The 25,776-nt window shown below is 43.0% G+C and carries 23 protein-coding genes and 2 pseudogenes; 10 read left to right on the top strand and 15 right to left on the bottom strand.

The features are described 5' to 3' along the window. Positions 1 to 8: 8 nt before the first annotated feature. From B5D54_RS03255 to B5D54_RS03230, 6 genes are all read right to left on the bottom strand, one after another. Positions 9 to 350, bottom strand: coding sequence for a P-II family nitrogen regulator (locus B5D54_RS03255; protein ID WP_078925050.1), 342 nt, complete (start codon positions 348 to 350; stop codon positions 9 to 11). Positions 351 to 402: 52 nt separating this feature from the next. Further along, positions 403 to 783 (bottom strand): DUF3316 domain-containing protein, encoded by a 381-nt coding sequence (locus B5D54_RS03250; protein ID WP_078925049.1) that lies wholly within the window; start codon positions 781 to 783, stop codon positions 403 to 405. 283 nt (positions 784 to 1,066) lie between these two features. Next, positions 1,067 to 1,309, bottom strand: a complete 243-nt coding sequence (locus tag B5D54_RS03245; RefSeq protein WP_078925048.1) for a hypothetical protein — start codon at positions 1,307 to 1,309, stop codon at positions 1,067 to 1,069. A 19-nt stretch (positions 1,310 to 1,328) separates the two neighbouring features. Continuing rightward, positions 1,329 to 1,559 (bottom strand): hypothetical protein, encoded by a 231-nt coding sequence (locus tag B5D54_RS03240; RefSeq protein ID WP_242004541.1) that lies wholly within the window; start codon positions 1,557 to 1,559, stop codon positions 1,329 to 1,331. A gap of 236 nt (positions 1,560 to 1,795) precedes the next feature. Next, on the bottom strand, positions 1,796 to 4,516 hold the full coding sequence (locus tag B5D54_RS03235; protein WP_078925046.1) for a heavy metal translocating P-type ATPase: 2,721 nt from the start codon (positions 4,514 to 4,516) through the stop codon (positions 1,796 to 1,798). A gap of 1 nt (position 4,517) precedes the next feature. Then, positions 4,518 to 4,952 carry a MerR family transcriptional regulator gene (locus B5D54_RS03230; protein ID WP_074373100.1) on the bottom strand — a complete coding sequence of 145 codons (435 nt, stop codon included), beginning with the start codon at positions 4,950 to 4,952 and terminating at the stop codon, positions 4,518 to 4,520. Between the two features lie 274 nt (positions 4,953 to 5,226). On the opposite strand from B5D54_RS03230, the pseudogene B5D54_RS03225 reads away from it, so the two are divergent. Next, positions 5,227 to 5,595 (top strand): annotated as a pseudogene (locus tag B5D54_RS03225) (IS630 family transposase); the annotation flags it as partial. A gap of 6 nt (positions 5,596 to 5,601) precedes the next feature. Next, positions 5,602 to 6,204: pseudogene (locus B5D54_RS03220) on the top strand (tyrosine-type recombinase/integrase); the annotation flags it as partial. Positions 6,205 to 6,383: 179 nt separating this feature from the next. On the opposite strand, the gene B5D54_RS03215 reads toward B5D54_RS03220, so the two are convergent. The 7 genes from B5D54_RS03215 to B5D54_RS03185 all read right to left on the bottom strand — a co-directional run bounded on the left by B5D54_RS03215 (position 6,384) and on the right by B5D54_RS03185 (position 17,418). Then, positions 6,384 to 9,518, bottom strand: coding sequence for a type I restriction endonuclease subunit R (locus tag B5D54_RS03215; protein WP_078925045.1), 3,135 nt, complete (start codon positions 9,516 to 9,518; stop codon positions 6,384 to 6,386). A gap of 185 nt (positions 9,519 to 9,703) precedes the next feature. Then, a complete protein-coding gene (locus tag B5D54_RS03210; protein ID WP_078925044.1) occupies positions 9,704 to 12,817 on the bottom strand; it encodes an HsdR family type I site-specific deoxyribonuclease in 3,114 nt (1,037 codons plus the stop codon). After that, positions 12,817 to 14,103, bottom strand: coding sequence for an ATP-binding protein (locus B5D54_RS03205; RefSeq protein WP_078925043.1), 1,287 nt, complete (start codon positions 14,101 to 14,103; stop codon positions 12,817 to 12,819). Before B5D54_RS03205 ends, B5D54_RS03210 begins: the two co-directional genes overlap by 1 nt. A gap of 1 nt (position 14,104) precedes the next feature. Further along, a complete protein-coding gene (locus B5D54_RS03200) occupies positions 14,105 to 15,232 on the bottom strand; it encodes a restriction endonuclease subunit S (protein ID WP_078925042.1) in 1,128 nt (375 codons plus the stop codon). After that, the gene (locus tag B5D54_RS03195) at positions 15,229 to 16,788 is read right to left on the bottom strand and encodes a type I restriction-modification system subunit M (protein ID WP_078925041.1); all 1,560 of its coding nucleotides are present in this window, start codon (positions 16,786 to 16,788) and stop codon (positions 15,229 to 15,231) included. Before B5D54_RS03195 ends, B5D54_RS03200 begins: the two co-directional genes overlap by 4 nt. 122 nt (positions 16,789 to 16,910) lie before the next feature. After that, a complete protein-coding gene (mads1, locus tag B5D54_RS03190; protein ID WP_078925040.1) occupies positions 16,911 to 17,114 on the bottom strand; it encodes a methylation-associated defense system helix-turn-helix domain-containing protein MAD1 in 204 nt (67 codons plus the stop codon). A 115-nt stretch (positions 17,115 to 17,229) separates the two neighbouring features. Continuing rightward, positions 17,230 to 17,418 carry an AlpA family transcriptional regulator gene (locus B5D54_RS03185; RefSeq protein ID WP_172459859.1) on the bottom strand — a complete coding sequence of 63 codons (189 nt, stop codon included), beginning with the start codon at positions 17,416 to 17,418 and terminating at the stop codon, positions 17,230 to 17,232. A 159-nt stretch (positions 17,419 to 17,577) separates the two neighbouring features. Between B5D54_RS03185 and radC the strand changes: the two genes are divergently transcribed. From radC to B5D54_RS03145, 8 genes are all read left to right on the top strand, one after another. Next, positions 17,578 to 18,039: a RadC family protein gene (gene radC, locus B5D54_RS03180; RefSeq protein WP_078925038.1), complete on the top strand. Its 462-nt coding sequence runs from the start codon at positions 17,578 to 17,580 to the stop codon at positions 18,037 to 18,039. Next, on the top strand, positions 18,036 to 18,470 hold the full coding sequence (locus B5D54_RS03175; RefSeq protein WP_078925037.1) for a DUF2787 domain-containing protein: 435 nt from the start codon (positions 18,036 to 18,038) through the stop codon (positions 18,468 to 18,470). The genes radC and B5D54_RS03175 overlap by 4 nt, the downstream gene beginning before the upstream one ends. 69 nt (positions 18,471 to 18,539) lie before the next feature. After that, positions 18,540 to 18,989, top strand: coding sequence for a DUF2787 domain-containing protein (locus B5D54_RS03170; RefSeq protein WP_032479414.1), 450 nt, complete (start codon positions 18,540 to 18,542; stop codon positions 18,987 to 18,989). Between the two features lie 14 nt (positions 18,990 to 19,003). Continuing rightward, positions 19,004 to 19,252 (top strand): hypothetical protein, encoded by a 249-nt coding sequence (locus B5D54_RS03165; protein WP_078925036.1) that lies wholly within the window; start codon positions 19,004 to 19,006, stop codon positions 19,250 to 19,252. Positions 19,253 to 19,462: 210 nt separating this feature from the next. Beyond that, positions 19,463 to 20,167, top strand: a complete 705-nt coding sequence (locus B5D54_RS03160) for a WYL domain-containing protein (RefSeq protein ID WP_078925035.1) — start codon at positions 19,463 to 19,465, stop codon at positions 20,165 to 20,167. 44 nt (positions 20,168 to 20,211) lie between these two features. Then, entirely contained in the window at positions 20,212 to 21,690 is a 1,479-nt protein-coding gene (locus tag B5D54_RS03155; protein WP_078925034.1) for a hypothetical protein, read from the top strand. Positions 21,691 to 21,854: 164 nt separating this feature from the next. After that, on the top strand, positions 21,855 to 23,276 hold the full coding sequence (locus B5D54_RS03150) for a GTPase (RefSeq protein ID WP_078925033.1): 1,422 nt from the start codon (positions 21,855 to 21,857) through the stop codon (positions 23,274 to 23,276). A 297-nt stretch (positions 23,277 to 23,573) separates the two neighbouring features. Then, positions 23,574 to 23,909 carry a protein-tyrosine phosphatase family protein gene (locus B5D54_RS03145; protein WP_078925032.1) on the top strand — a complete coding sequence of 112 codons (336 nt, stop codon included), beginning with the start codon at positions 23,574 to 23,576 and terminating at the stop codon, positions 23,907 to 23,909. Between the two features lie 66 nt (positions 23,910 to 23,975). On the opposite strand, the gene B5D54_RS03140 is transcribed toward B5D54_RS03145, so the two are convergent. Both B5D54_RS03140 and B5D54_RS03135 read right to left on the bottom strand, forming a co-directional pair. Then, positions 23,976 to 24,410 (bottom strand): RNase H family protein, encoded by a 435-nt coding sequence (locus tag B5D54_RS03140; RefSeq protein WP_078925031.1) that lies wholly within the window; start codon positions 24,408 to 24,410, stop codon positions 23,976 to 23,978. A 115-nt stretch (positions 24,411 to 24,525) separates the two neighbouring features. Next, positions 24,526 to 25,203 (bottom strand): inovirus Gp2 family protein, encoded by a 678-nt coding sequence (locus B5D54_RS03135; protein WP_078925030.1) that lies wholly within the window; start codon positions 25,201 to 25,203, stop codon positions 24,526 to 24,528. Positions 25,204 to 25,776: the final 573 nt, after the last annotated feature.

The following is a 25,776-nucleotide window of genomic DNA, read 5'->3' as shown; positions in this document are numbered from 1 at the left end:
CTTGGATGTTATACATCGAGCTTGTGATTATATGATGGGTTAGAAATTTGATTTTTCGTATTATTATCAAACAACAAAACGTTTTCTATGACAGACGTAACACCATTTCCTTCTTGTGACACACATAGAGTATCTAGTAATGCACCAACTAAAATCTGAGTATGGCTATGACCAATGAAAACATCTAGTTGGTAATGTGTATTTAAAGCATGGGTATCAATTAGGTTCGCATAACTTCCACGCCCTTGTACTTGATAAATTGTGAAGTTTCGCACGCCTTCCTCCGCGAGCACCGATTCTATATCTTCAAGCTTTTGATCCTGAAATATTACCGAAATTTTATCAATCATAGTTGCTCCTTAACTCCTAGAACAAATTGATGCTCTAGGAGCTCTGCTGAGATTAGTTGTTGCTATCTCGTTCTTGATAATGAACATTAAGATGTACTTTGGCTACATACTCTGTCTGACCTTGATTATTCATTCTTTCCTGAACAGTTACATACCCTCCATCTTTCAGGTGAGTAGAATTTCGAGCACTACCATAAGTTCTTACAGGGACCAGAGCTGTACTTAAATCTCGCCCGCTCATATCCTCAAACTCTGACAGTTTTTCCAGGCCTAAAGTGTATGCTTGCTGTTTAGAGCTCACGGCATCAATAGAGACTGTTTTATGAACAACTCGACTCACATAATTGCCACCGGAATACAATGGTTGTGCAAATGATGCGGCACTAGTAAGTATAATAGAGCTAGTTAATAGAGTTTTGACTAATAGATTCATTATTATTTCCTTCTCTGTTTGGATGCTCTTAGTTTACCTAAACCAGTGTGACCGTTTTCGGCACTCAAACATGACATTTTTGTCATATTAAGATTTAGGAGGGAGACAATCGATAGACTTTTAACCGCAATAAAATCAAGCACCCCCAAAAATAGCCTTGCAGTGATTGCGAAGAATCCTGTGGCTATAAACGATAAAGAGCCGCCCAGGTAGCTCAGGCGGCTCTTTTTTACTCGAAAAAGTAAAGGGGATCTCTTTTTCTGATTACGAATATTTCATTTGTTCAGCTACTCATCATTTTTTTGCACTCTTCTGGCATGTCTTCCATGTTCATGTTTTGCATCATTTGCATGTGTTCCATCATCCCATCGTGATCCTTCATCTTATCCGCGTGAGATTGCTTAGCATGCACTTTCTCATTTTGCGCGACATTGTGATGTCGATGCTGATCATCGATGGAACTTGTTGCTAACACCGGCATCGCAACTAGACCACTTAATAACACTGATATATATAACTTTTTCATAAAATCACCTAACCCTTACTTATGCTTTGAACTGTTGATTGTTTTCAATTTTTTCCACCGATTGCTCGTTGGCTTCGGAGCCTTTCTTTTCACTCGGCATCATCATCTTCATCATTAAACCATGCATCGCTAAACAGATGATTAATGGAACAATCGCACTACTAAGGTATGCCCAACTAAACATCTCTTGGCTAGAAGAGAGAATAAATAATGGAATACCCACCATTAGTAACGCGCATAGAACCATCATCCATCCATGACCTTTATGATGACCATTCTTGTGACAATTTGATTTTTTGCTTTTCATTCGATTACTCTCCAAATGACTTAAACTCGTTTAACTAAGACTAAGTTTATCGCAGCGCTTAGATCAGTAATGGGGGGGAATTTATGACATTTTTATCATCTTAGTAGTTTTTTTTACCCCAAAACCACCACGCTATAAACACGATTGCTGTAAGACCCAAAATATTGGCTAACATTTTATTACTCCTCAATGGCTGAAATAGTTGAACTCGGTGTGTACAAACGCAGGCGGTTCGCATTGGTTACGACGGTAACAGAGGACAGTGACATCGCAGCCCCAGCGATGATCGGACTTAATAGCCAACCCGTGAACGGAAACAGAAGCCCTGCTGCCACAGGAATACCCAAGCTGTTATAGATAAACGCCCCCCACAAGTTCTGCTTAATGTTTTTCATTGTGGCAGTACTGATCCCAATCACATCTGAGATACCGTGGAGTGAGCTACGCATCAAGGTAATATCGGCACTTTCAATCGCGACATCCGTACCACTGCCGATAGCAAAGCCAACGTCTGATTGAGCAAGTGCTGGCGCATCATTGATACCATCACCGACCATGCCAACAACATGCCCTTTCGCTTGCAACTGCTTAATCCAGTGAAGCTTATCCTCAGGCATCAATTCCGCGTGATATTCATCAACATTCGCGAGTGATGCCACCGCTTTCGCTGTATTGTGGTTATCCCCCGTTAGCATCACGACATGGATGCCTTGCTGGTGAAAACGATTTATCGCACTTCGAGCATCATCTCGAATCGGGTCACTGATACCGAACAGCGCTTGCACTTGATCGCCTATCGCAAAATACACCACTGTGTTGGCTTCTTGTTCCCACTGAAAAGCATACTCTGCTACCGATTCAACATTGACGTTAAACTGGCTCATCAGCTTGCGATTGCCAAGCAACACGCGTTGACTCGCATACTGAGCCTGAACACCAAGTCCAGTTAATGACTCAAAATCTGACACTTCTGGTAGGCTCGCTTCATCATGTACCTCACTTTGAGTAAATGCGATTAACGCTTTCGCTAGTGGATGGTTAGATCCCTTCTCCAAAGCATTGACCAGAGGCAGCAGCTCTGAATCTTCTGACAACGAGACAAAATTGGTTACTTCAGGTTTACCTTGAGTAATCGTGCCAGTTTTATCCAATACGACGACATCCAATTCACTGGCTCTTTGCAGCGCTTCACCATTTCGGATTAACCCGCCAAACTCGGCTGCCTTACCGACACCGATCATAGTAGAAATCGGCGTTGCAAGACCAAGTGCACATGGGCATGCGATGATCAACACCGAGGTTGCTGCCACAATCATATAAACTAAGGAAGGTTGAGGACCAAAGTTATACCAAGCCAGTGCTGTAAGAATCGATAGAATCATCACGGTTGGTACAAACACTGAAGACACTTTATCGGCTAGATGGCTGATTGGTGGTTTTGAGTTTTGCGCGTTCGACACCATGCTGATGATCTGAGCAAGAACAGTATCACTGCCCACTTTCTGAGCCTCAAAAACGAAACTTCCGTGGTCATTAATTGTCCCGGCAGACACTGAGCTGCCCACTTGTTTAACCACAGGAATAGGCTCTCCAGTGAGCATAGACTCATCAATCGTTGTTTCACCCTCTGTAATCACACCATCAACTGGGACCTTTTCACCGGCTCTAACGCGAATCAAGTCGCCTGCGATAACTTGTTCAATCGGTAAAGACATCTCTTTTCCGTCACGAATCACCATGGCAGTTTTGACTCTCAAGTCAAGTAAACGCTTAATAGCCTGCGAAGTTCTGCCTCGCGCCTTTAACTCAAGCGCCTGTCCTAAATTGATTAAGCCAATGATCATGGCTGTAGCTTCAAAGTAGAGATGCCTTGCACTTTCCGGTAGCCACTGCGGCCCAACAACGACCACCATTGAATAGAGCCAGGCGGTACCTGTTCCCAGCGCTATCAACGTATCCATGTTCGCATTACGGTTCAGAAAGGCCTTCCAAGCTCCAGTAAAAAAGTGCTTACCCGCACGGACTAAAATGAAAAATGTCACTAAGCCTACGGCCAACCATAGTAACTGCTCAGATTGCGTATTAACATTCATTGGTCCGCCGAACAGACCGTATAACATCAACGGTACGCCAAGACCAAGACCAATAACGCTTTGTTTTACTTTAAAGCGATACTCCTCAGCTTCACGCGCTTCTTTGAGGTCACTTGCTAACGCCTGATCGACAATTTCTTCTGCGTCATATCCTGAGCCTCGTATCGCCTCAATAAGTACGCTGGCAGGCTGACTTGAAACCACGGTCGCCGTGCGATTCGCAAAGTTCACGTCAACAGAGTCGACTCCTGACACCGATATAAGCGCACCTTCAATCGTATTAACACAACTTGCGCAAGTGACACCAATTAATGACAGCTCAATACTGACATCCACCGCCTGTGTTGTTTTCACTTTATTCGATTTAATGACGTCCGTAGTTTGTGGTTGTGTGTCATCGGTATTACCGCTATAACCCAGTTCGGCTAATACGCTTTCAATGTCATCGCCGTTCAAACTGCCATTCACCACCAATGTTTGTTTGTCTAAATCAACAACTACCTGAGCGGAGGCATCCAGTTCAACTATTGCTTTAGTGATTTTACCCACACAGTGTTGGCAAGTAACATTAGATACTGATGTACGATACTCTTGTTGCGTAGGTATTGAAGCTGCATAGCCTAACTTTGCAATGACTTCTATCGCGCTTTCCGGCATTAACGTGGTAATAAGCTCTGCTCTATGTTTGGTATCATTAATAGTGAAAGATACATCCGGGTCTCGTTCACGTAATCCATCTACAATTTTAGCGACACATCGGCCACAATTAATGCCGGAAAGTGCTAGTGAATACTGTGTTGTGTTCATGTTAGTTTTCCTCGGGTAATACTTGATGGTGCTTCTCAGACCAGTCCTCGATTAAGCAACATAATGCGTTGCCGTTGGGCTCCATATCCGGTTTTTCATTCCACTCTGCGTAAGTTGCTTCCATCATGGCTAAATGGCGTTGTTGCTCTTCGATCTTTTGCTTGGTTTCTACGATTTTATCAGTCAGCATTTGCCTCACAGCTGGGCAAGGAGTCAGCCCTTGCTCGGAGTAATCAATGATTTCTTGAATCTGGCTAAGGCTAAAACCAATAGATCGCGCATGAGAAATGAACTTCAGGCGATTAACCGCACTTTGCTGGTACATCTTGTAGCCATTGTTGGGGTCTCGCTCTGCATAAAGAAGGCCTTTTCTAGTGTAAAACCTGACTGTTTCAGCAGTCACACCTGCTGCTCTCGCAATTTCAGTTGTCAACATAATCCATGCCTCTGAAGGTTTAACGCACATGAAACTTTATTCGTTTTATGTTGCTAGCCAAAAATAAATGCGACTAAAAATATAATCACAAACAACCCAATAAACAGTTTAAGTAACAACTTAGGGTCACTGCTCCCACCGTTTGGGGCTTTGTTACAACAACTCATAACTATCTCCAATTCGTTACCAATGTGTATTAGTTGTAGCTTAAAACCTATGTGTTAGACATAGGTCAAGCATATTGAGAAAAAATTTAAGAGGTATGTTATTGATGAGCATTAACAGTGAAACGATAGTTCGCTTTTTCTGTAAGTTAAGAGAGAGTTATCCGTTAGCTCATAAGCTTCATATCATTTTAGATGGTGCGGGATATCACCGTAGTGACTTGGTCAGAGATGCGGCATTTGTCCTTAATATCGAGCTGCATTATCTTCCACCTTACAGCCCAAACCTCAATCCAATAGAGCGGCTTTGGAAAGTAATGAATGAGAAGTCGAGGAACAACGATTACTTCAAAAGTAAACGGGACTTCAAGGCGGCAATAGACCAATTTTTTACTGTGACTCTTCCAGAGATCGCAGGCTCTTTGGCATCTCGAATTAATGATAATTTTCAGGTTCTCAAGCCTGCATCTTCAAGTTGATTCGGTATAGCACCAGATGAACTACCAGAGCTAATGGTAGCTATCGCCAATGCCAGTATAAAGCGTACTACTCGTTGTTTAATTGAGTGGCAACTTCACACCATGACTCGACCTTCTGAAGCCGCAGGCGCTAGATGGGATGAGATTGAGTGGGAAGAAAAGATATGGACCATTCCAGCCGAGAGAATGAAAAAAAGAAGAGAGCACCGCATACCACTCACTGAGCAGATGCTGGCGCTATTGGAAGTGATGAAGCCGATTAGTGGCCATCGTGATTTTGTTTTTCCGTCAGATAGAGACCCTAAAAAGCCCTGTAATAGCCAAACGGCAAACATGGCGTTGAAACGCATGGGGTTTGCTGGTCGGCTTGTTAGCCACGGCTTACGCTCGCTTGCGAGTACCACTCTCAACGAGCAAGGCTTTGATCCCGATTTGATAGAAGCAGCACTCGCCCACGTTGACGATAACCAAGTTCGCAGTGCGTATAATCGAACGGATTACCTTGAGCGCAGAAAGCCAATGATGTGCTGGTGGAGCGGGCATATAGAAGAGGCCGCCAAAGGCAGCCTCTCAGTTACAGGAACTAAGGGTTTAAAAGTTATTGGTTAATAGAAAATAGCTAGTAAGCCCTTCATCTCGGCCCTGACAAGCTAAGTAAAGCGGTTACTACTTTTAGTAATTAAAGAGCAGACACCTCAGTATCACTATATTGAGCTAACCCTACTGTTTAGCCTATTCTTGACGAGTTTCCACCAGTGATCCTCAGAACGAATTAGTTCATTTCTTAACTATTTCTGAACTGATAAAAATTCCATATTTGACAAATCAATCTCTTTATATTTGTCAGTTAATTCAGCGAACTTTTTAAACACAGAGTCTTTCTTTGTTTTGTACTGCGAGTCGAGGGGACTTAGGCTTGGAAGTGTCGCATTTAGATCGGTTCCATTATTGCTGGCATACCCTCGTTTTAGAGATGCTGCGATATAACGCTTAGTCTCTTCTTTATTGAGGTTTTCTGCATTTATCAGCTCCTCAATTTCTCTCGTCAACTTAGCTTGGGAAAAGTTAACGAAAACATCAATTATGCCCTCTTTATTCTCAACCTTATCTAAATCAGTTTGATTAATGAAGTCTACAATTAAGCTCTCTTTGGCACGGTAGCCCAAACTAGCGCGAATGAGACGACGAACTTCTTCAATCAGCTCATCTTTACCTTGGTGTTTCTTGTTGTGTTCGATCATTAAATCAAGGGTATAATCTAAATTAATCTCTTTTGACTTGATTAGATCCACTTCAAAAGCAACGTCATCCCAATCTATGATCGATTCGCTTCTTTGATTAGCCTCTCTCTGAATGAGCAACCAATCTCTGATGTCATTGTAAGTTGATTGGTAATCTTGAATCACTCGTTCTAGAGGTACATCGATGCTTTTCATTTGCGCTATGTCATAATCATCAACATTGTACTTTTCTTTAAACTCTTCAACCGCTTTTACATCATCTGTATTGGCTTTTTTCCAAGCTTTTAGAGCTGCAAATTCGTCAAAGTTCTGTAGTATTTTTTCAATCCGAAGATATTTACCAAACAATTCCACAAATTCTTTTTTTTCGTTATCTCTTGTTATATTGGTTGGTTCTGGAAATTTACTTTGAAGCTCGGATACTATTTCAGAATATCCTCGATAAGGTTTTCTCAACGAATTTCCTGCAAAGCCATTCATATAATCTTGAAAGCTCATTTCCAATACCGTTCGCTTAGCATTATCTGTATCAAAGAGAATGATAGCGTCATCAGTTGCCTTTTCTAAGTCACGGAAAGTAACAATATTGCCGCAGGTTTTTGTGGAGTTATAGATCCGGTTCGTCCGTGAGTACGCCTGTATCAAGCCATGATTACGAAGGTTCTTATCTACAAACAAAGTATTGAGAGTCGGCGCATCAAAACCTGTCAGGAACATGCCTACAACAATCAGTAAGTCTACTTCCTGATTCTTTACACGTTGCGCTAAATCACGGTAGTAGTTTTGGAATCCGTTGCTATCGACACCAAAGTTAGTCTTAAAATGAGTATTATAGTCTTTGATCGCCGCACTCAAGAACTCCTTAGCACTGATGTCCATCGCTGACACATCAAAGCTCTCATCCTCAATATCACCAACAGTTTCTTGCTCTTCGTTCGCTGCAAAAGAGAAGATGGTTGCAACTTTCAGTGGATGTTTAGTTTTACTCTCCTTTTGTAGAGCATTAATACACTCATAGTAGACCTTCGCGGCATCAACGCTGCTAACGGCAAACATGGCATTGAATCCTTTTCCTTTACCCTGCAAGCGATGCGTTTTTCGACGGAAATTCCTGAGAATGTATTCTGATATTTTTCTAATTCGTTCAGGATGTGCAAACAGTCTCTTCTTTTCATAAAAACTGAGCTTTTCTTCATTATTTTCGCTTTCTATATATCCAAATTCCGAGCTCACATTGTTATAATCCACCTTGAATTTCAGTACTTTTTCATCGCGGATGGCATCGGATATTTTATACGGTTCTGAGATTTGATCACCAAACACACTTGCAGTTATTTTCCCTCGTATAGCATTTCCTTTTAATATTGGCGTACCGGTAAAGCCAAATTGGTAATAGTACTTGAATTTCTCTTTTAAGTTTTTCTGTGATTCGTCAAATTGGCTGCGATGGCATTCATCAAAGATAAACACTACCTGCTTATTGTAGATAGATAATCTACTCTCCTTCTTGATAAGGTTGTTTAACTTCTGAATGGTAGTAACGATGATCTTGTTATCGTCTTTATCCAGATTAAGCTTAAGTTGAGCGGTGCTATTTGAGCCGTTCACACAATTTGGTGAGAAACGTTGGTACTCCTTCATGGTTTGGTAGTCTAAGTCTTTACGATCGACTACAAAGAACACCTTATCGATGAAATCCAACTGCGCAGCTAGCCGTGCAGCTTTATAGCTAGTGAGAGTTTTACCTGACCCTGTGGTATGCCAGATATAACCTCCGCTTGATAACTTACTCCAATTTTTACTCTGATAGGCACTATTAATTTTTCGAAGTATGCGTTCTGTTGCGGCAATTTGATAAGGGCGCATCACTAACAACGTATCGCTAACATCGAACACACTGTACCTAAATAGCACTTCAAGCAGGATATGTTTTTGTAAAAAAGTAGCGGTAACGTCTTTGAGGTCTGTGATCGGCTTGTTATCTATTAACTGCGCCCAGTTCATGGTGAAGTCAAAGCTGTTCTTGTTACGCTTAGTGGTATTAGCAAAATAACGAGTATCAGTACCATTTGAGATCACAAATAGCTGTATGAATTTATATAGCGAGTTCTCTGCATTAAAACTTTCTTTGCTGTAGCGATGTATTTGGTTAAATGCCTCTCGAATAGCTACACCACGCCTTTTTAGTTCTATATGTACCAAAGGCAAACCATTGACCAAGATCGTCACATCGTAACGGTTGGCTGCCGTACCAGTTTGTTCAAACTGCCTTATCACTTGTACTTTATTGCTTGAAATATTCTTCTTATCTACCAGTTTGATATTTTTGACATAACCATTGTCAAATTTGAAATCCAAGATGTGGTTATCATGGACCTTACGAGTTTTTTCAATGATACCATCGCTCGGTGTATCTAAATATTGCTCTACAAAACGAAGCCATTCACCATCGAGAAAGATAACATCATTGAGATTTTGCAACTGTTCACGAATATTAACCAGCATTTTCTCTGGACGATTTAAGCTTGGTACATATTCATAGCCTTGGCTTTTAAGGTCTGCAAGCAGCTCTCGCTCAAGGTCTTCTTCGCTTTGATAATTACCTTTTATTTCCCACTTTCTAATATATTTATCAACTACAATGAAGGGGTTTCCCTTAGAATTAGTGTTATGGTTATTCATTTTTAATCTTAATCCTTCACTTCGCACTATCGAAGAGACCTGCCTATCTGGAATTTTTGGAGATTTTAATATCCAAGATGCTCTAACATAGTGATTTAGTCAGGGCCCCAAGCTGATATTTTTTAAATGAGTGACCGACAATTATTAGCTTGACGGCCACTTTTGATTTAATAATGGCTCACCAGTTAAATCTGCCCACCCACACCTTTAAACTTCTCAACAAAAGCAGCAATTTTCTGAAAAACAGTTTGCTTCTGGGTTCGGTACTTTGGGTTCAATGGGCTAAGTTTGGGAAGAGCTTCATTAAGCGCAGTACCATTTTCAGAGGCATACTCACGCTTGAGTGAAGATGCAATATAACGTTTGGCAGCTTCCTCATTTAGCTTTTCAGAGGCAATAATGAAATCTGCTTCGCGCTTCTGTTCAGCCTGGGCGAACTTAAAGAAGGCATCGATAATGCTGGCTTTGTCATTGTACTCATCAAGATTTGTCTGATTGATAAAGTCAACCATCAAGCTTTCTTTCGCTCTATTACCAAGGCTACCACGAATCATACGGCGAACTTCTTCAATCAAGCCTTCTTTGCTCTTGTCCTTCTTGTTGTGATCAAAAATCAGTTCAAGAATGTAATCGAGGTTGATTTCTTGTGATTTAAGCAAATCCACTTCAAAGACAACATCGTCCCAGTCTACCGTAAGTTTTTCTTTTTCCTCACCTTGCTTCTGGCGTCGTAACCAGTCGCGGGTATCGTTGTAGGTAGAGCGATAATCTTGAATAGCACGCTCGCTTGGCATATCGATGTTTTGCATTGCCTCGATGTCAGCATCGTCCAGATAGTACTTTGATTTGAATTCTTCGACGGCTTGTTCATCGCTGGTATCTAAACTTTGCAGTGCTTTTAATCCAGCAAACTCATCGTAGTTTTGTAAAATGTTTTCTGCTTTTAGGTATTCACCAAACAGCTTTGCAAATTCTTTTTTATCTTGTTCTTTTTCAATATTTTCTGGGTTTGGAAAGCGTTCTTGCAGCTCTTTTACGATATCAACAAAACCCCGGCGCACTTGGCCAGTAGCAATATCGCTAAAACCTTCCATATATTCTTTGTAGCTCTTCTCCAACACCACGTTTTTGGTGTTTTTGTCACCAAACAAGGTGATGGCATCAATGGTTGCTTGCTCCAAGTCCCGGAAGGTAACAATATTGCCAAAGGTCTTCGTCGCATCATAAATGCGGTTAGTGCGAGAAAACGCCTGCATCAAGCCGTGATAGCGCAGATTCTTATCAACAAACAAGGTGTTGAGCGTAGGCGCATCAAAGCCCGTTAAAAACATACCCACCACGATGAGCAGATCTATTTCTTGATTCTTCACGCGCTGGGCAAGGTCACGGTAGTAGTTCTGAAAGCCATTACTGTCCACGCCGTAGTTAGATTTAAACATGGCGTTGTAATCCGTAATCGCGGCGCTCAAAAACTCTCTCGCGCTGCTGTTCATGGCATTGACTTCAAAGCTCTCATCTAAAATATCACCAATGGCGTCCTGCTCTTCATTGGCTGCAAATGAGAAGATAGTCGCAATACGCAGAGGTTTACTTGTGGGGCCATTTTTAGTCTCGACCTGCAATGTTTTGAAGGTTTCATAATAGGCTTTAGCAGCATCGACACTACTTACCGCAAACATGGCGTTAAACCCTTTCGCACCAGAATAAGCTCGATGCGTTTTCTGGTTAAAGTGGCTCAGAATATACTGCGAGATTTCACGAATACGCATCGGATGTAAGAACGCTTGTTTGCTCTCCGCGGCACTAAGCTTCTTTTCATCCTGCTCAGTCTCAATGCTCTTAAATTGCGGACGAACGTCGTTATAGTCCACTTTGAACTTGAGTACTTTTTCATCACGAATGGCATCGGTGATCACATAGGTGTGCAACTGCTGACCAAACACACTGCCCGTGGTTTCAGCACCCAAAGCGTTTTCAGGGAAAATTGGCGTACCCGTAAAGCCAAACTGGTAGTACTTTTTGAATTTCTTCTTCAGGTTTTTCTGCGCTTCACCGAACTGGCTTCGATGACACTCATCAAAAATAAAGACAACTTGCTTGTTGTATATAGCTAAATCGCTTTCGCTTTTGATTAAGTTGTTGAGCTTTTGGATTGTGGTGACGACAATCTTGTTATCGTCTTTATCCAAGTTACTCTTAAGCCCTGCGGTACTGTCTGAACCGTTCACACTATCAGGCGAGAACCGCTGATACTCTTTCATGGTCTGATAGTCGAGGTCTTTTCTGTCCACCACAAAAAATACTTTATCAATACAGTCTAAATCGGTGGCCAAACGTGCCGCTTTAAAGCTGGTGAGTGTTTTTCCTGAACCGGTGGTGTGCCAAATATACCCGCCGCTTTCGGTGTTGCTCCAGTTCTTAGCGTTAAACGCGCTCTTTATCTTCCATAAAATGCGTTCGGTGGCGGCAATCTGGTAGGGTCGCATCACCAGTAAGGTGTTACTGACATCAAATACCGAGTATTTAAAAATCACTTCAAGCAGGGTTTCTTTTTGGAAAAAAGTGGCGGTAAAGTCTTTTAAATCCTTGATCAGCGTATTGTCTGACTTCGCCCAATTCATCGTAAAGTCGAAGCTGTTTTTGTCTCGCTTCGTGGTATTGGCAAAATAGCGCGTGTCGGTGCCATTCGAGATCACAAACAACTGCAAGAACTTGTACAACGAGTTCTCTGCATTAAAGCTTTCTTTGCTGTAGCGATGTATTTGGTTAAACGCCTCTCGAATAGCTACACCACGCCTTTTTAGTTCTATATGTACCAAAGGCAAACCATTGACCAAGATCGTCACATCATAACGATTGGCTGCCGTACCAGTTTGTTCAAACTGCCGTATCACTTGTACTTTGTTACGAGCAATGGTTTTCTTATCGAACAGGTAGATGTTTTCTATATGACCATCATCAAAGACAAAATCGAAGATATAGTCACTGTGCACTTTGCGGGTTTTATCAAGAATATTGTCGCTGGGAGTGTTCAGGTATTGCTCGCAAAAGCGAGCCCACTCGGCATCAGTAAACTCGACCTTATTGAGGACTTGTAGTTGTTTGCGCACATTCGCCATCATGGCGTCTGGCGTCGTTAGAGCAGGTAAATACTCATAGCCCTGATTAGTTAAGTCTTGGATCAGCTCACGTTCTAAATCACCTTCGCTCTGGTAGCTTTCTGCTACCTGCCATTCTTTGTTGTATTTGTCTAGAACAATAAAATTGTTCGATTCGGCTATGGTTTTGTAGTTGGTCATTAGGCTTCCTGCTTTCTGAAACCATAGGTTTCAATCAAATATTTCACTAAAACATCCAGCTTTTCTTTATCTTTTTCTTCAATATCCGCGACTTCTTCGCCTGCATGGGCAGAGTGGCTGGATAGATTAAGGATTCTATTAGCAAATGGATCAGGCTTACCTTCCGCAGTTTTTGGTAATAGCGCAGGCCAATAGTTGTACCCCAGAAATGTTGCCATCTTCTCTAACACATTTCGGATAAAACTGAAGTGATACTTTCTGATCTGCCCCCCCTTTATAGCCAATTGAAGCTCTGACAAAAGGAACAGATGGTATGAAAATGGTGAGTCGGTTGACTGGTCTAGTATCTGAAAAAGGCCGTCAGCCTGTTTTTCTAAGCGGTACTTCTTGAACTCTTTGTTCGGATTGTAAGAGAGCTTAAATGTTTCATCGGCCTGTTTTTGATAAGCCTTATTATTGAGCTCATTGCAGAGAACATTATAAAAAAGAGGACTATGCGTTGTTATGATAAACTTTAAATCTGACGTACTAGCCTTGATCAAACCAGCTAAATCAACGGCTAATTCAATTAAATGGCTGTCATCCAATGAACTCACTGGATCATCAATAAATACGTATTCTAAAGCATTAAACTTATCTGTGATTCTATCTGTAGCATCAGGCTCATTAAGGGTTGAAATAACTTGTTGTAAAAGGGTGTACATAACACTCCAAACAAAGTTGCTTTCCTCGCCTTTTGAAATTTTTATTACTTCGTATTTACCCTGAACTATGTTTTCGACACCATCAGACGCGGCAACAGCAGCCTCGTAGTTAACTGGCTCATTTGCGGCTACTTGAAAAGTGACCTCAGAAAATGAAGGTATCGTTACTTCCTTTTCATCAATTTTAGTTTTGTATTTTTCATTAAATATCGGGGTAGCTTTGCTACCCGTATAACGTTGAAAGTTTGTAGCGATGTTACCGTCTTCACCTAAATCTTTTAACAAATCTATCAACCAACCCGTAAAAGTATTTGGTTGTATCTTTAACTTTGGGTTTGAATCTTCTTTTAAATCGTTATCCCAATAAAACAGGTCTTCTGTAAAGGCGTTGTAGTACAGGAACTTCTCACGCGATTGCCCAGCGTCTCCGGCAGTACCATAGCCTTGTGTAGAAGGAGCTATTTCCTCCTTAAAAGCTCGTGACAAACGCGTTTTGCCTGTGCCATTAAAGGCATAGATCAGCTGTACCTTTTTATTCTTGCTCTTTAAGTCTTTAGCTATGTCCTTTAGTTCCTTACCCATATTAAGCTGCCGACTCTTCAGGTTTAGGGAAGCTCAACAACCGGTCACGATAATACTCGTATTGCTTTTGACGTAACTCGATTTCGCGGGGGAGACCTTCTTGGATTGAAGTGGCTAACGTGTCAAACTTATCTAAAATTTCCACAATTCGCTCCTGTTCTGTAATAGAAGGAACTGGAATTTCTAACTTAGCCAAATCAGATTTATTCACTGCTGGAACACCACCTTCTTTTTTTAATCCTAATAACAGTTGATTTTTCGACTGAAGAATATAAAAAAGGTACTTATTGATTAGTATTTTGTTATCTATAGACCGTATTTTGTAACAAAGGGGACCTAACCAAAATGACTTATTTTGGTATCCAACAAAGCCAATGCCACCTTGCCCTCTTGATGGGGTCGTCACAGTATCGCCCTCACAATTACTCAGAGCACAAAATCCAGACCTAGTTGTCCCAGCATTGATGTAATCAAACTCCGCCTCTGTATCCAATATTTCAGATGGCTTCTGACCAGTATTTATTTCTGCGATTTTCCCTAGCGCCTTCCACTCAACTTCATCCTCATCAAAACTCAACAACTGGTCGCGGTAGTAGTTGTATTGTTTTTTCCGCATGTTAAGCTCGGCGGTCAGCTCGGCGGTCATGGCGGTAAATGCATCCAGAATGCGCACAATTTCTGCTTGTATTGCCAGCGATTTTTCTGGATTATCTGGGCATGGGATTGGGATTAGAGTCTCACTTGCTCTAGCCCAATGTCGTTTGTAATTAAGTTCCTTCTGATAAAAGTTTAGAAAAGCGTAATAAACATATTTTGGGTTATCCGAAATAGATTTCAAAATCTTTAAGCCATCTGCGCCTTGGACAAAAGAAAAATCTACATATTTGATGTACTCAGAATGATCACCAAAAATAACATATTCCCCCAAAGGTAATGCTTTAACGTCTTCGTCCGTATAGCCCGTAATGAATTTTTCACCTTGGTCGATAATTGGTGTTTTACCTGTCTCTCGATAACTTTCTCTCTTGAGCTTTGCTGGTGCTGTTAATGTTTTTACAACTTCCCTTAACGCTCTCCATTCAACCTCAACCCCACCCAACAGCTTGTCTATAAAACTTGACTGACTCATGCCTCAACCTCCTCACCTTCAATTTCCGCCACAATGGCGTCAATATCACTGCGAAGCGCGTCGATTCTAGCGACAGTGGTTCTAAGTTCGGCATTAAGCTCTGTAATGTCCACTAGCTCGCGGTTGTCTTTCGCTTCTACATAACTGCTTACCGAAAGGTTGTAGCTATTGCCTGCGATAACATCCAAATCAACCGATTTAGCAAAATGCTCCACATTCTCTTTGCTGGCAAACACCTTCATGATGTCTGCGATATGCTGGTCAGTCAGCACGTTGTTATTGGTTTCTTTTTTAAACAGGCCGCTAGCGTCTATAAACTGGGTGGTGGTATCGGCTTTATGTTTAGACAGCACCAAAATATTCACGGCAATGGTGGTGCCAAAAAACAGGTTAGGAGCCAGTGAAATCACGGTTTCAACGTAGTTGTTATCTACTAGGTACTGGCGAATTTTTTGCTCAGCACCGCCACGATAAAAAATACCTGGGAAGCAAACAATGGCTGCGCGACCTTTGCTTGATAGGTAACTTAAGGCATGCAGCACAAAGGCAAAGTCGGCTTTTGATTTAGGCGCGAGCACACCAGCGGGCGCAAAGCGGTCATCGTTGATTAGGGTTGGATCGTCGCTACCAATCCATTTCACTGAATAAGGCGGGTTAGAGACAATGGCATCAAACGGCTTGTCGTCTAAAAAGTGCGGTTCGGTTAAGGTATCTCCCAACTGAATATTGAACTTGTCGTAGTTAATGTTGTGCAAAAACATGTTCATACGCGCCAAGTTGTAGGTGGTGTGGTTGAGCTCTTGACCAAAAAAACCATCTTCAATGATATGCGCATCAAAGTGCTTTTTGGCTTGTAACAGCAACGAGCCCGAACCCGCCGCAGGGTCATAGATTTTATTGACACTAGTTTGGCCGTGCATGGCCAGCTGCGCGATTAATTTTGAAACGTGCTGAGGTGTGAAGAACTCGCCACCGGATTTACCGGCATTGGCGGCATAGTTTGAAATAAGGAACTCGTAGGCATCACCGAACAAGTCGATTTGGTTTTCTTCAAAGCTACCAAAATTTAGCCCAGAAACACCTTTCAGCACCGCAGCAAGGCGCTTGTTCTTGGCTTCCACCGTGTTACCAAGACGATTACTGGTCGTATCAAAATCAGCAAACAAGCCTTTAATGTCTTTCTCTGAATCATAGCCATTGGCTGAGTTTTCAATCGCTGCAAAGATAGCAGCCAAATCTGTATTTAAATTGTCGTTGTTATGAGCATTGGTAGCAACATTGCTAAACAGTTGACTTGGATAGATAAAGTAACCTTTAGTTCGAATAGCGTCGTCTTTTGCAGCCTCGATGTTTTCATCATTGTCAGCCATAGCAGCATAATCGATGCTATCATCGCCACCGGTAATATAGTCGACAAAATTCTCGCTAATAAATCGGTAGAACAAGGTGCCGAGAACGTATTGTTTAAAGTCCCACCCATCGACCGAGCCGCGAACATCATTAGCAATCGCCCAAATTTGGCTTTGTAAGGCTTTGCGCTGTTGGATACTTACCATTTTACAGATTCCTAAAATACTGTTTCTGATTGTTGCTCTATCCCAGAAGGGAGAGCACTTCTAAAGTGTTGAAATTTCGTTTGTTATCAATACAAACAAGATTCGATACATGCTTGCAGGTATCATTTCAAATCGTCTGAGTTGACATCCCCAGAGTGTGTTTTCCGCTCTTCAATCCATACTTCAAGATCTGCGCGTTTGAAGCGCCAAGATCCACCAACTTTGAAGCCAGGTAGTTTTCCTTCACTCGCCAATCGATATGCGGTTTTCTCAGCTAGCTTCAAGTAAGCTGCAACTTCCTTCAGCGTTAAAATTTGGTCATCCATTGCTGAGTGCTTCTCTATGCTTCAGTAGATAAAATGAATTATGAGAGAATATGGGAAAATTGGGGAATGGACAATGATCTGGGCAGTGCATTGTGCACTGCCTCTGATTAGTTGGTTACATGGCAACCACTCTGGTTTGCAAACGTTCTTCCATCCATTCATCAACTTCACTTTCCACCCAAGCTACTGCCCTGTAACCCAAGCTCACTGATTGCGGGAACTCTCCCTCATTCATCTTGCGGTAAATCGCTGAACGGCTCAGTGCTGTCTTTTCCATTACTTCTTTTAGCTTTAGGAATCTCATGGGACGTCCTCCTATGTCTGTGGTCCTCATGGGATAAAGCGCTGGCGTAAAAAAAGACGGTGATGTGTTAAGCCTTGTCGCATCAAGGCTTAATCAAAAAATTATCAGGTATATGTCATTACCGTGTATCCCGTTAATAAACCTCACTCGGAGCCTGATATGACCGATTACACAAAAGAGCAGCACTATCAAGAAAACCAGATTCTTGAACATGCCGCTGAGATACTTGCTCACCGTTACGTGCGCGGTGACACGCTCACCAATCCAGATGCCACTAAGGAGTACATTCGCTGCAAACTGGGGGCCTATGAGCGTGAGGTATTTGCCTTATTGCTGTTGGATAACCAAAACCGATTGATTGAGTTTAAAGAGCTGTTCCACGGCACCATTGATGCGGCCAGTGTCTATCCGCGTGAAGTGGTGAAAGTGGTGCTAGAAGTGAATGCTGCGGCCGTGATATTGGCCCATAACCACCCTTCTGGAGATGCAACGCCGTCACAAGCCGACAGACGCATTACCGAAAGGCTAAAAGACGCTTTATCGCTGGTGGATGTACGAGTGCTGGACCACATTGTGGTGGGGAAAGACAGTGTCTCTTTTGCTGAGAAGGGCTGGTTATGATTGAGCAACGTTATGGCGACATTGAACTCGATGAAGACCTTCACCGTTCACTAGAGCAGTTGATAGCTCGCTACTGCATTTCAGAGTCTGCTGAGCGCATTGTGCTGAACTGCCGCCAAAAAGGTTATTACTTACACCGACAAGGACTGCACCCGGTTGAAGTGCAGTTTAAACGTGAGTCACCGTCCAGTGATTGGCAGGTAGTGTGCTTTGCCAGTTTTTCTTATCCCAATGAAAGCAGTATCGCGGTTGAACCTGAGCTCTATTTCCATCTCGCCAATCGCTGGTGTTATCAGCCCGATTCGGGGGCCGCTAACTTATCTCACCCTGAGGTACTTGAACTGCTCATGGTGTGGATGAAAGCCTTTGCTCGCCACCTTTCACGCAACGTGTTTGATGAGATGCAATTAACCATGATCCGTCAGTTTTAGCGCCGCACCTGTTTTCTCTTTATTTCCTTTTTCTTTTTCGACTTCATCCTGACCTAAGGAGGTCTTGCTATGTCTTCATTAACCTTCACATCTTCCCTCTTACCGATTTCAGACAAACTGCATGCCCTACTGAGTGAGCAACTCACCAAGCAGTTAGTTAATGACAGCAGTCGCACACTCGCCGCCAGTCGTTATCTGGTGTTCAACTTTCGTGATAAGAGCTACAGCGCGGATGAAGGCGGTTTTCATCCGGTTGAGATGGGCATTTGTCACACCACCAGCGGCGATTGGAGCATCGAGTACATCACCGATTTTGCCTACATCGGAAATTACTACCCCGAACTTGAACGAAGCTTAGATTTTGATTTTCGTGTCGGTGAGTTCTTTGTCGCTCATCGAGGTTGGTTGCCCATGCAAGGCCGCCCTGATGCCAAAGAGCTGTACCAGTTATGGGAAAGTAACTTTCTGGCTTACGTCGATATGGACGCCTTTGATGAGATAAACATCACCGCTCAATAATCAAAAGGGATCCCATGGACAAACATCCCCCATCACTACGCCGAGTGCTGTCTGTGCTCTTGCTGCAAGTCATCACAAAAGGTGGTCGCTATCTTCACGCTCAATACCAAAAGGCTCGCGATGAAGTGAAAGAACACAGTGACCATGATTTGCTTGAGCTCGTCCGATCTTGCTCATCGACGCAAGCTCTGCGCTGGGCCGCCGTGCGTGAACTGCTCGAGCGCGGTTATCTACTCAAAGAAATCCGCCAAGCAACACAGTAATGCGTCGTAAAATGCCAACTCAATCACAGATATGCAACCTCCCCTCCGAGCGAGACAGGATATGTCTCGCTCATCCATACCCTAGCCTCATTGCAATAAGGACCCGTTAAGACTGTGTGGCCACCAGTCTTCGTTTAACCCCTATCCGTGACATTCACTGAAGCACTGAGCGCAGTGCGTGTGGCTGGGTAGGCGAAAGTTGGTGATGCCATGCAACCCTCAGACTACACACTCTCGACTGATGAGCACTTTAAGCTCATCTTTGAAATCTATTCACACATTCCGCGATTGACAGAAATCTCGGCTGAAGAGCTGCGAGTTCGCTTATCCGAGCTGGGCGTCGATCGCACTAAGCGTACCATTCAGCGCTATCTGAACGTCATCATGTATTACCCCGACTATTTCCAAGTCGAGCGATTTGAGCGAGCGCGTAATAGCTACTCCTATAAACGCAAATACCACAACAAAGTCTCGTCCGCTGCATGGGAAACCATGCTGCTCGGACTGTGTTTTTCATCAGCGAAAAGGTTGCTGCCTCTTCACTTTGAACAAGGTATTCATGAAGCCTTTATGCCACTGCAACTCGGTGACGTAATAGAGCCTACCAAAATTGAGGTTCGTCTCGCGCTACCCAAACAAAACGACTACGACTTTGATGTGTTTGAACGACTCAGCCAAGCCATCAATGCCAAACGTCAAGTTCGCTTGATGCTCACCGATGATACCCAGACAGACTACCTCACCCCACTCGGTCTGATTTGGGAAAAGGGCATGCTTTACCTTGTTTACGAACATAAAAACGAGCGAGAGGCCCTCGCCTTCTCCGACATCACTCAGGCAGACATATCGACGTTCACTTTTGAGTACCCGAGTGACTTTTCACTCTCCGACACGGTTATTCCCACTCAGCGATAAGTTCGCTGATTCACCCCTATTTTTCATCGTTTAAGGACAACATTATGCAACCATTCAAATTAAACACAGTGCTGCTAGCACTATTCACCGCCAGCTTAACTGCATGTGGTGGAGGTAGTAGCGACAGCAATAACGCAGTAAGTAGCCAAGCCGACCTCACGGGTGTGGCTATTGACGGCTATGTCGAAGGGGCCACCGCTTTTGTCGACTACAATCTTAATGGTCAATTAGATGACAACGAACCTTCGGCACTGACCGACCAAAATGGTCAGTTTGAGTTTTCAGGCGTAGACAGTGTTTGCGCCGATTACTCGCCAATTATTATTAATGTTCCTGTCGGCGCTTACGATTCTGACTATGGTGTGGTCAGCGAAGCCTATCAACTCACCTTTCCACCTAAGTTTTCATCAAACTACAGCAATGACATTTTGAACACGACACCATTCACCACGGTGATTTGGAATGCGATTAAAACTGAGCTGAGTGAACTTGGCGCGGAGGGTTGCCAAGCACTGGCCGCCAATTCATCCCTGCAAGGAAAAATCAAGCAGCGCGTTGCCGAGCAAGAATACCGTTTAGCAAACCGTTATAACATTGCAGTCAGTGACTTGTATGGGGACTTCATTAAACAAGGTAACACCGCTCAGCATCAATTGGCTCAATCGCTCACCGTAGGACTGGCGAAAGCGTATGAAGAAACGCGCGCCTTTGAAGCCCTTTACCCCGATGCTCATGTTGCGTATGTGGAGTATTGGCTAGGTAATCCTGCCTCCGATGACATCAGTGTGGCGGATACTTGGTATCGCAAAGAGTATGTCGGTCATCCTGAATACGCACAAGAAACCGTGTATCAGGTCAGCAATGATTTAGACACCATTGTCACCATGACGCACTACCTAAAAACCAATACCACACCTGGTCAATACAATGATAGTGAAACGTTTGTGGTGATGGATGAAGATACATTGAACAGCTACCCAAGTTCGGCTTATCACTGCACCAAGCAACTGCGAGCCAATCAAAAAGGCAATACAACTGGGCAAGTCTATTATGAGTTTGCGATAAACGCGCAAGGAGGCGCCAATGATGCGACAGAATGTGAAGCGCTCGATATTGATGCCAATCGTTCAGGCACGCCGCTCACCGCGATGACAAAAGACCAATATGGCCGTTACATTACCTACGCTCAGTTTGATTTTGAGTCAGGAGATAACGCCAATGTCGACGGTTTGAACTACGCACTGACCAATCAACTGATTGATGCGCCGACCGCCTTTGATGGCGTCAGCACTATCAGTCCAGAGATTGATTTAACGGAAGGATATGGCGCGCTCAGTTGGATACGCTCAGCTTGGGAATATCTCAACGATGGCAGCATGATTTACACCGAGCATCGCTCGACTGGGCTATGGATAATAACCAACACCGCAGCGAATGGCACCTATACCGTGTCGTGTGGTATGGATAAAACCAACCTCACTGTCATGGACATGGCTAGCTGTTTAAACCTAGTCGGTCATTAATCACCCCTTGCCAACGACCAAGGTGGGAAATCTCCCACCTTTTTTTGTGACTGTTTTCACAACTCCTACTCGACATTCACCTCCGCTAATAAGCAAGACACGATATGTCGCGCTAATCCGTATGCTGGTGGCTCACACGATAGCCAATACCACGGAGCCTCCCTATGCCGCAATCCCTCAGTGAAGTCGACGTACTCCAACGCGCTCTGGCTTACAATCCTGAAGAAGTGCTTCCTATTCTGGAATACCTCAAATTCAGCGAGAGCGAATGTCAGTTTAAACCCGACACTTTACGACAAGATGCCCAGCGTATTGCTTGGCATCTACGCAAAGCGGGCAGCAACACCCTTGCCACCACGACAAGAATGGCAAAGAACAAGCTCAAAGAAGCCCTAGGAAAAGACACGGACACCGATGTCGCCACTTATCGAGAAGTGGTGCTTGATGTGGCTAAAAAAGTCAAAGCAGAAGCCACGCCTAATTACTCATCGTTTATCAGTCAATCAGCCGACTCTATTGTCGATGCCATAGGGGGCATCACTTCCAACACAGGCGCTTTTGTTTCTGGAGCTGTTGATCTCATTCAAGGTGCAAATTACGAGCAATGCTCCACGGAAGAGCTCGAAAAGCGGATCATTGAAAAACTGTTTGTCGATGCTTATGAGCAGATGAGCCAAAGTGAAAGGGATTCACTCTTTCGCAGCCTAGGTATGGACCATCAAGAAATCCCTGTTGGGGCATCCAGCATGCTACTTATTCAACTGCTTTTAAAAAAATACGGGGGATTTGCCGTCTATAAATATTCCATCATCGTCGCACATTGGATCAGCAAAGCCATTATTGGTAAAGGGCTTCCTTTTGCTGCAAGTCCGATGATAGCCAGAGCTGTATCGTCATTCTTAGGTCCTGTTGGATGGACGGCAAGTGGGCTCTGGGCAGCCACGGCTCTCGCAGGTCCGGCCTACCGCAAAACGATTCCTGCTGTTGTCCACATCGCCGCGTTAAGACAACTTGTCCTGAACAGAATTAATATTGGCGTGGTCGGTGATGGTTCGGTAGGGAAAGATGCCTTCTTCAATGCCGTATTTGGGTTAGATACACAAAATGTTGATCCGATTGCTGGCGCGACCAGTGAAGCCGAGCTCTATCCACTTGATGAAGATTACGCGATTAACTTAATCAACTTCCCAGGCTTTAATGATATTAACCCGTCGGTCAACAGCCTAACTCACGAATATCTGCACAACGTCGATATCTTTGTCATGATCATAGACCTTGCCAGAGGCGTTTCTGATATTGATGTACAAATCTTAAATAAGCTTAACCGCTTGAACAAACCAATTGTCGTTTGTTTAAACAAGGTCGATATGGTGCGCCCACGAGACTTGGAAAAGTTGCGCGAAACGGCCAAGCAAAGATTAACAGGCGTAACACTGATAGAAACCGCGTTTGACCCCGACGACCGTATCCATACAGATGGTCCGGTTGGCACTCTGGATGTCTTTAACTGGCTTAAAGCACAGCTCGAAACCCAAGGTAAAGATACCCAAAACTTCGCCACCTTTAGCCCCGAGCACAGAGAGTAACTCGAATACAGTCAACAGATGGGGGAGCCGATCCCCCTTATTCAAATAAAGTGCTTAGGTCGTTCCTTGGATACAACAAAAACATTAAATAACAACAACTTATAGCAACTCCAATTTACAAAAACCATTCTTATCCCTGCTGATTTAACCATGAAAAATCGGCTCTGCACTCAAAAGTCTGAGCTAGTTCACAAAAGTACATCAACCAATTTCAGTGAGACAGCCTATGTCTCACTCATTCGTATTCTAACGTCAACCCACTATCATGCTTTCAGACGAGAGCGCTAAGGACAAATTATGAGTAAAGGCAATGTATTACACCACCTTGACGAAACCGCTCTGAAAGAGCACATCTCTCGTCGAGAATCATTCACACTCACCAACGTGAAGAACTTCTCTCAAACCGTGAAGAAAATTGAAGATCTTATAGAACGTCAGGGACTTAAATGTCGTGTGTATACCGCTGGACGTTCCGCGACTATGGTCGCCGCATTAGCATCCGGTCCTGCGGCCATTTTTGGACTGGCTTCAGCCGCCTCAATCGCTGCACACAAATTGGCAACCTTGAACCCTGATTATGAAATTGCCAAGTATCCTCTGTCTGACAAACTGGAAGTGAACTACAAAAAATAACGCTATAGAGAAATAGGCCACCAGCCAACTACCTTATCGGTGAGCCTATCTCTTTAATTTTTAAAGTTAACGCGCTTCTTCTAATTCCTCTTTTGCCAATCTATAGGCTAAATCTAATTCTGGAGACGAACGTAGTTTGCGTACATCAACGAACTTTTCACTACGCTCTTCGTCCACCAACTGCCAAAGCTGACGGTAGGCCACTGGCTTCTTATCTGATTTACGCCACCCTTTTCTCTTCCAATCATCTAGCCATTCGTTATAACCACGCACACAGAAGTCGCTAGTGCTGTAAATGACATCGTCATTAAATGCGTAACGTAAACACTCGACGATAGCAGTAAGCTCTAACTCCGTACTATCAATGTTACGATCCACCAGCACAGCGAAACTATCAGCTAATTGATATTCTTCATCGTAAACAGCCACTCCGACTGCTCCTTGGGTTTTATCTTTATTGACCGAAACACCAATATAAAGCGTGTAATGTGATTGAGTCATAGCATGTACCTTCTTAACTTAATGAGTCACGTTATTGCTCCTCTTCAACAGATAAGAACCTGAGGTAAAAAAAGAAGGTACTGAATGTTTGAACTGGGATATTTGGTAGGACTAGTTATCGTCGCGAGTAACCAAAATTTCGCTTACGGTTACCAAAGTGTTTGGTATCTTCTTTTGCCAAATAACTAACATGCTTGAACAGGTCATCAAATGCATCGTCAAAGTTCTCAGAATGACGATCTAAACGATGGATCACAACGCTATCTTTCCTCTTGTCCTTTGAGAAATACACCAGTCCGTTAGCCTCGTCATAATCAACACCAACGACTCTAGCCCAAGCCTCGACGATAAAACCACCTAAGTTCTCTGGATGTGATGACGTTTTTCCTAACCAGTTGAATCTGTCCTTATTAAAAAGCAGAACGAGGTGGTAGTGGTCATTTATCGATGTTGAGCGCTCTTTCACCCAAATACTTCGCACCGTACAAGGATGCACTCTCCCCCCTTCTCTTTTCTTTTTTTGACCCGAATGATCGATCTGCGACTGTAATGAACGAATAAAGTCCGTCATTAAATAACCCAAATCTTCTCGCTCTCGCAATTGGGGGAATTTTAGGTCCACACGCAAAGCCATAAGGCGTGGATAATCATCCAGTGCCCGTTCCATGGTATCGTGTATTTTCTCTAAATAATCAATACACAGAGGGCCATGTGTTGTTTGAATAGGCCTACCTAAAAAAGTACTTTTGGTCGTTAATTTTAGATTCTTATTTTTTCTAGATCGTACATTCATTTCTATCTACTCCCATTAGTTGGTTCATAGATAGCCTTATGCCGTTATTTAAAATCAACATACTGAACTATTATTGTTTAATTTAATAACTATCCCGTGTGGTATGAACTTTATATAGGACATTAATAATACTAGCCAGACAGACATCGCCTAATTTTTCAACTTAAAATCACAATCAATTTCAAGAGATTAAATACAAAGATTTGAGCAAAACTTGAGTAGAATACCTTAGTAACTAACATACCAGAGACAAAAATCAAACCAAGTTAGTTTCAAATTAAAATATAAACACAACCAAAATGTAAAGCCTTATAAAACAACTTCTCAGTTCCCACTTTTAAAAAATAAATTTATCTAATATGGTCTGTAAGTGTTAACTTTTCAAACTCAGAAAAACTACATCATCATCCTCATTATTAATTTGAAGTGAGATTCATCACCATCGATACCAATAAATAACATTTCTGACTTAAAATTTGTCACATGATACCATTTAGCTACAGTACCAATTAATCTAAATCATCCTATCCGAAAGCCAAACTGTTCATAGCTATTAAATACGGACCTTATATA

Origin of the sequence: Vibrio cincinnatiensis DSM 19608 (genome assembly GCF_900167345.1) — a bacterium.
In the GTDB taxonomy this organism is placed as follows: Bacteria; Pseudomonadota; Gammaproteobacteria; order Enterobacterales; family Vibrionaceae; genus Vibrio; species Vibrio cincinnatiensis.
The sequence above is the reverse complement of the archived record's forward strand: the minus strand, read 5'-3'. Positions and strand labels throughout refer to the sequence as shown.

Coding starts and splice junctions, on each gene's coding strand:
- B5D54_RS03170 (WP_032479414.1), top strand. CDS start 18,540: ATGTCTTCATTAACCTTCACATCTTCCCTCTTACCGATTTCAGACAAA.
- B5D54_RS03235 (WP_078925046.1), bottom strand. CDS start 4,516: ATGAACACAACACAGTATTCACTAGCACTTTCCGGCATTAATTGTGGC.
- B5D54_RS03185 (WP_172459859.1), bottom strand. CDS start 17,418: ATGAGATTCCTAAAGCTAAAAGAAGTAATGGAAAAGACAGCACTGAGC.
- B5D54_RS03210 (WP_078925044.1), bottom strand. CDS start 12,817: ATGACCAACTACAAAACCATAGCCGAATCGAACAATTTTATTGTTCTA.
- B5D54_RS03140 (WP_078925031.1), bottom strand. CDS start 24,410: ATGACTCAATCACATTACACGCTTTATATTGGTGTTTCGGTCAATAAA.
- B5D54_RS03250 (WP_078925049.1), bottom strand. CDS start 783: ATGAATCTATTAGTCAAAACTCTATTAACTAGCTCTATTATACTTACT.
- B5D54_RS03145 (WP_078925032.1), top strand. CDS start 23,574: ATGAGTAAAGGCAATGTATTACACCACCTTGACGAAACCGCTCTGAAA.
- B5D54_RS03255 (WP_078925050.1), bottom strand. CDS start 350: ATGATTGATAAAATTTCGGTAATATTTCAGGATCAAAAGCTTGAAGAT.
- B5D54_RS03150 (WP_078925033.1), top strand. CDS start 21,855: ATGCCGCAATCCCTCAGTGAAGTCGACGTACTCCAACGCGCTCTGGCT.
- B5D54_RS03175 (WP_078925037.1), top strand. CDS start 18,036: ATGATTGAGCAACGTTATGGCGACATTGAACTCGATGAAGACCTTCAC.
- B5D54_RS03240 (WP_242004541.1), bottom strand. CDS start 1,559: ATGATGGTTCTATGCGCGTTACTAATGGTGGGTATTCCATTATTTATT.
- B5D54_RS03165 (WP_078925036.1), top strand. CDS start 19,004: ATGGACAAACATCCCCCATCACTACGCCGAGTGCTGTCTGTGCTCTTG.
- B5D54_RS03205 (WP_078925043.1), bottom strand. CDS start 14,103: ATGGGTAAGGAACTAAAGGACATAGCTAAAGACTTAAAGAGCAAGAAT.
- B5D54_RS03245 (WP_078925048.1), bottom strand. CDS start 1,309: ATGAAAAAGTTATATATATCAGTGTTATTAAGTGGTCTAGTTGCGATG.
- radC (WP_078925038.1), top strand. CDS start 17,578: ATGACCGATTACACAAAAGAGCAGCACTATCAAGAAAACCAGATTCTT.
- B5D54_RS03160 (WP_078925035.1), top strand. CDS start 19,463: ATGCAACCCTCAGACTACACACTCTCGACTGATGAGCACTTTAAGCTC.
- B5D54_RS03200 (WP_078925042.1), bottom strand. CDS start 15,232: ATGAGTCAGTCAAGTTTTATAGACAAGCTGTTGGGTGGGGTTGAGGTT.
- B5D54_RS03215 (WP_078925045.1), bottom strand. CDS start 9,518: ATGAATAACCATAACACTAATTCTAAGGGAAACCCCTTCATTGTAGTT.
- B5D54_RS03230 (WP_074373100.1), bottom strand. CDS start 4,952: ATGTTGACAACTGAAATTGCGAGAGCAGCAGGTGTGACTGCTGAAACA.
- B5D54_RS03195 (WP_078925041.1), bottom strand. CDS start 16,788: ATGGTAAGTATCCAACAGCGCAAAGCCTTACAAAGCCAAATTTGGGCG.
- B5D54_RS03135 (WP_078925030.1), bottom strand. CDS start 25,203: ATGAATGTACGATCTAGAAAAAATAAGAATCTAAAATTAACGACCAAA.
- mads1 (WP_078925040.1), bottom strand. CDS start 17,114: ATGGATGACCAAATTTTAACGCTGAAGGAAGTTGCAGCTTACTTGAAG.
- B5D54_RS03155 (WP_078925034.1), top strand. CDS start 20,212: ATGCAACCATTCAAATTAAACACAGTGCTGCTAGCACTATTCACCGCC.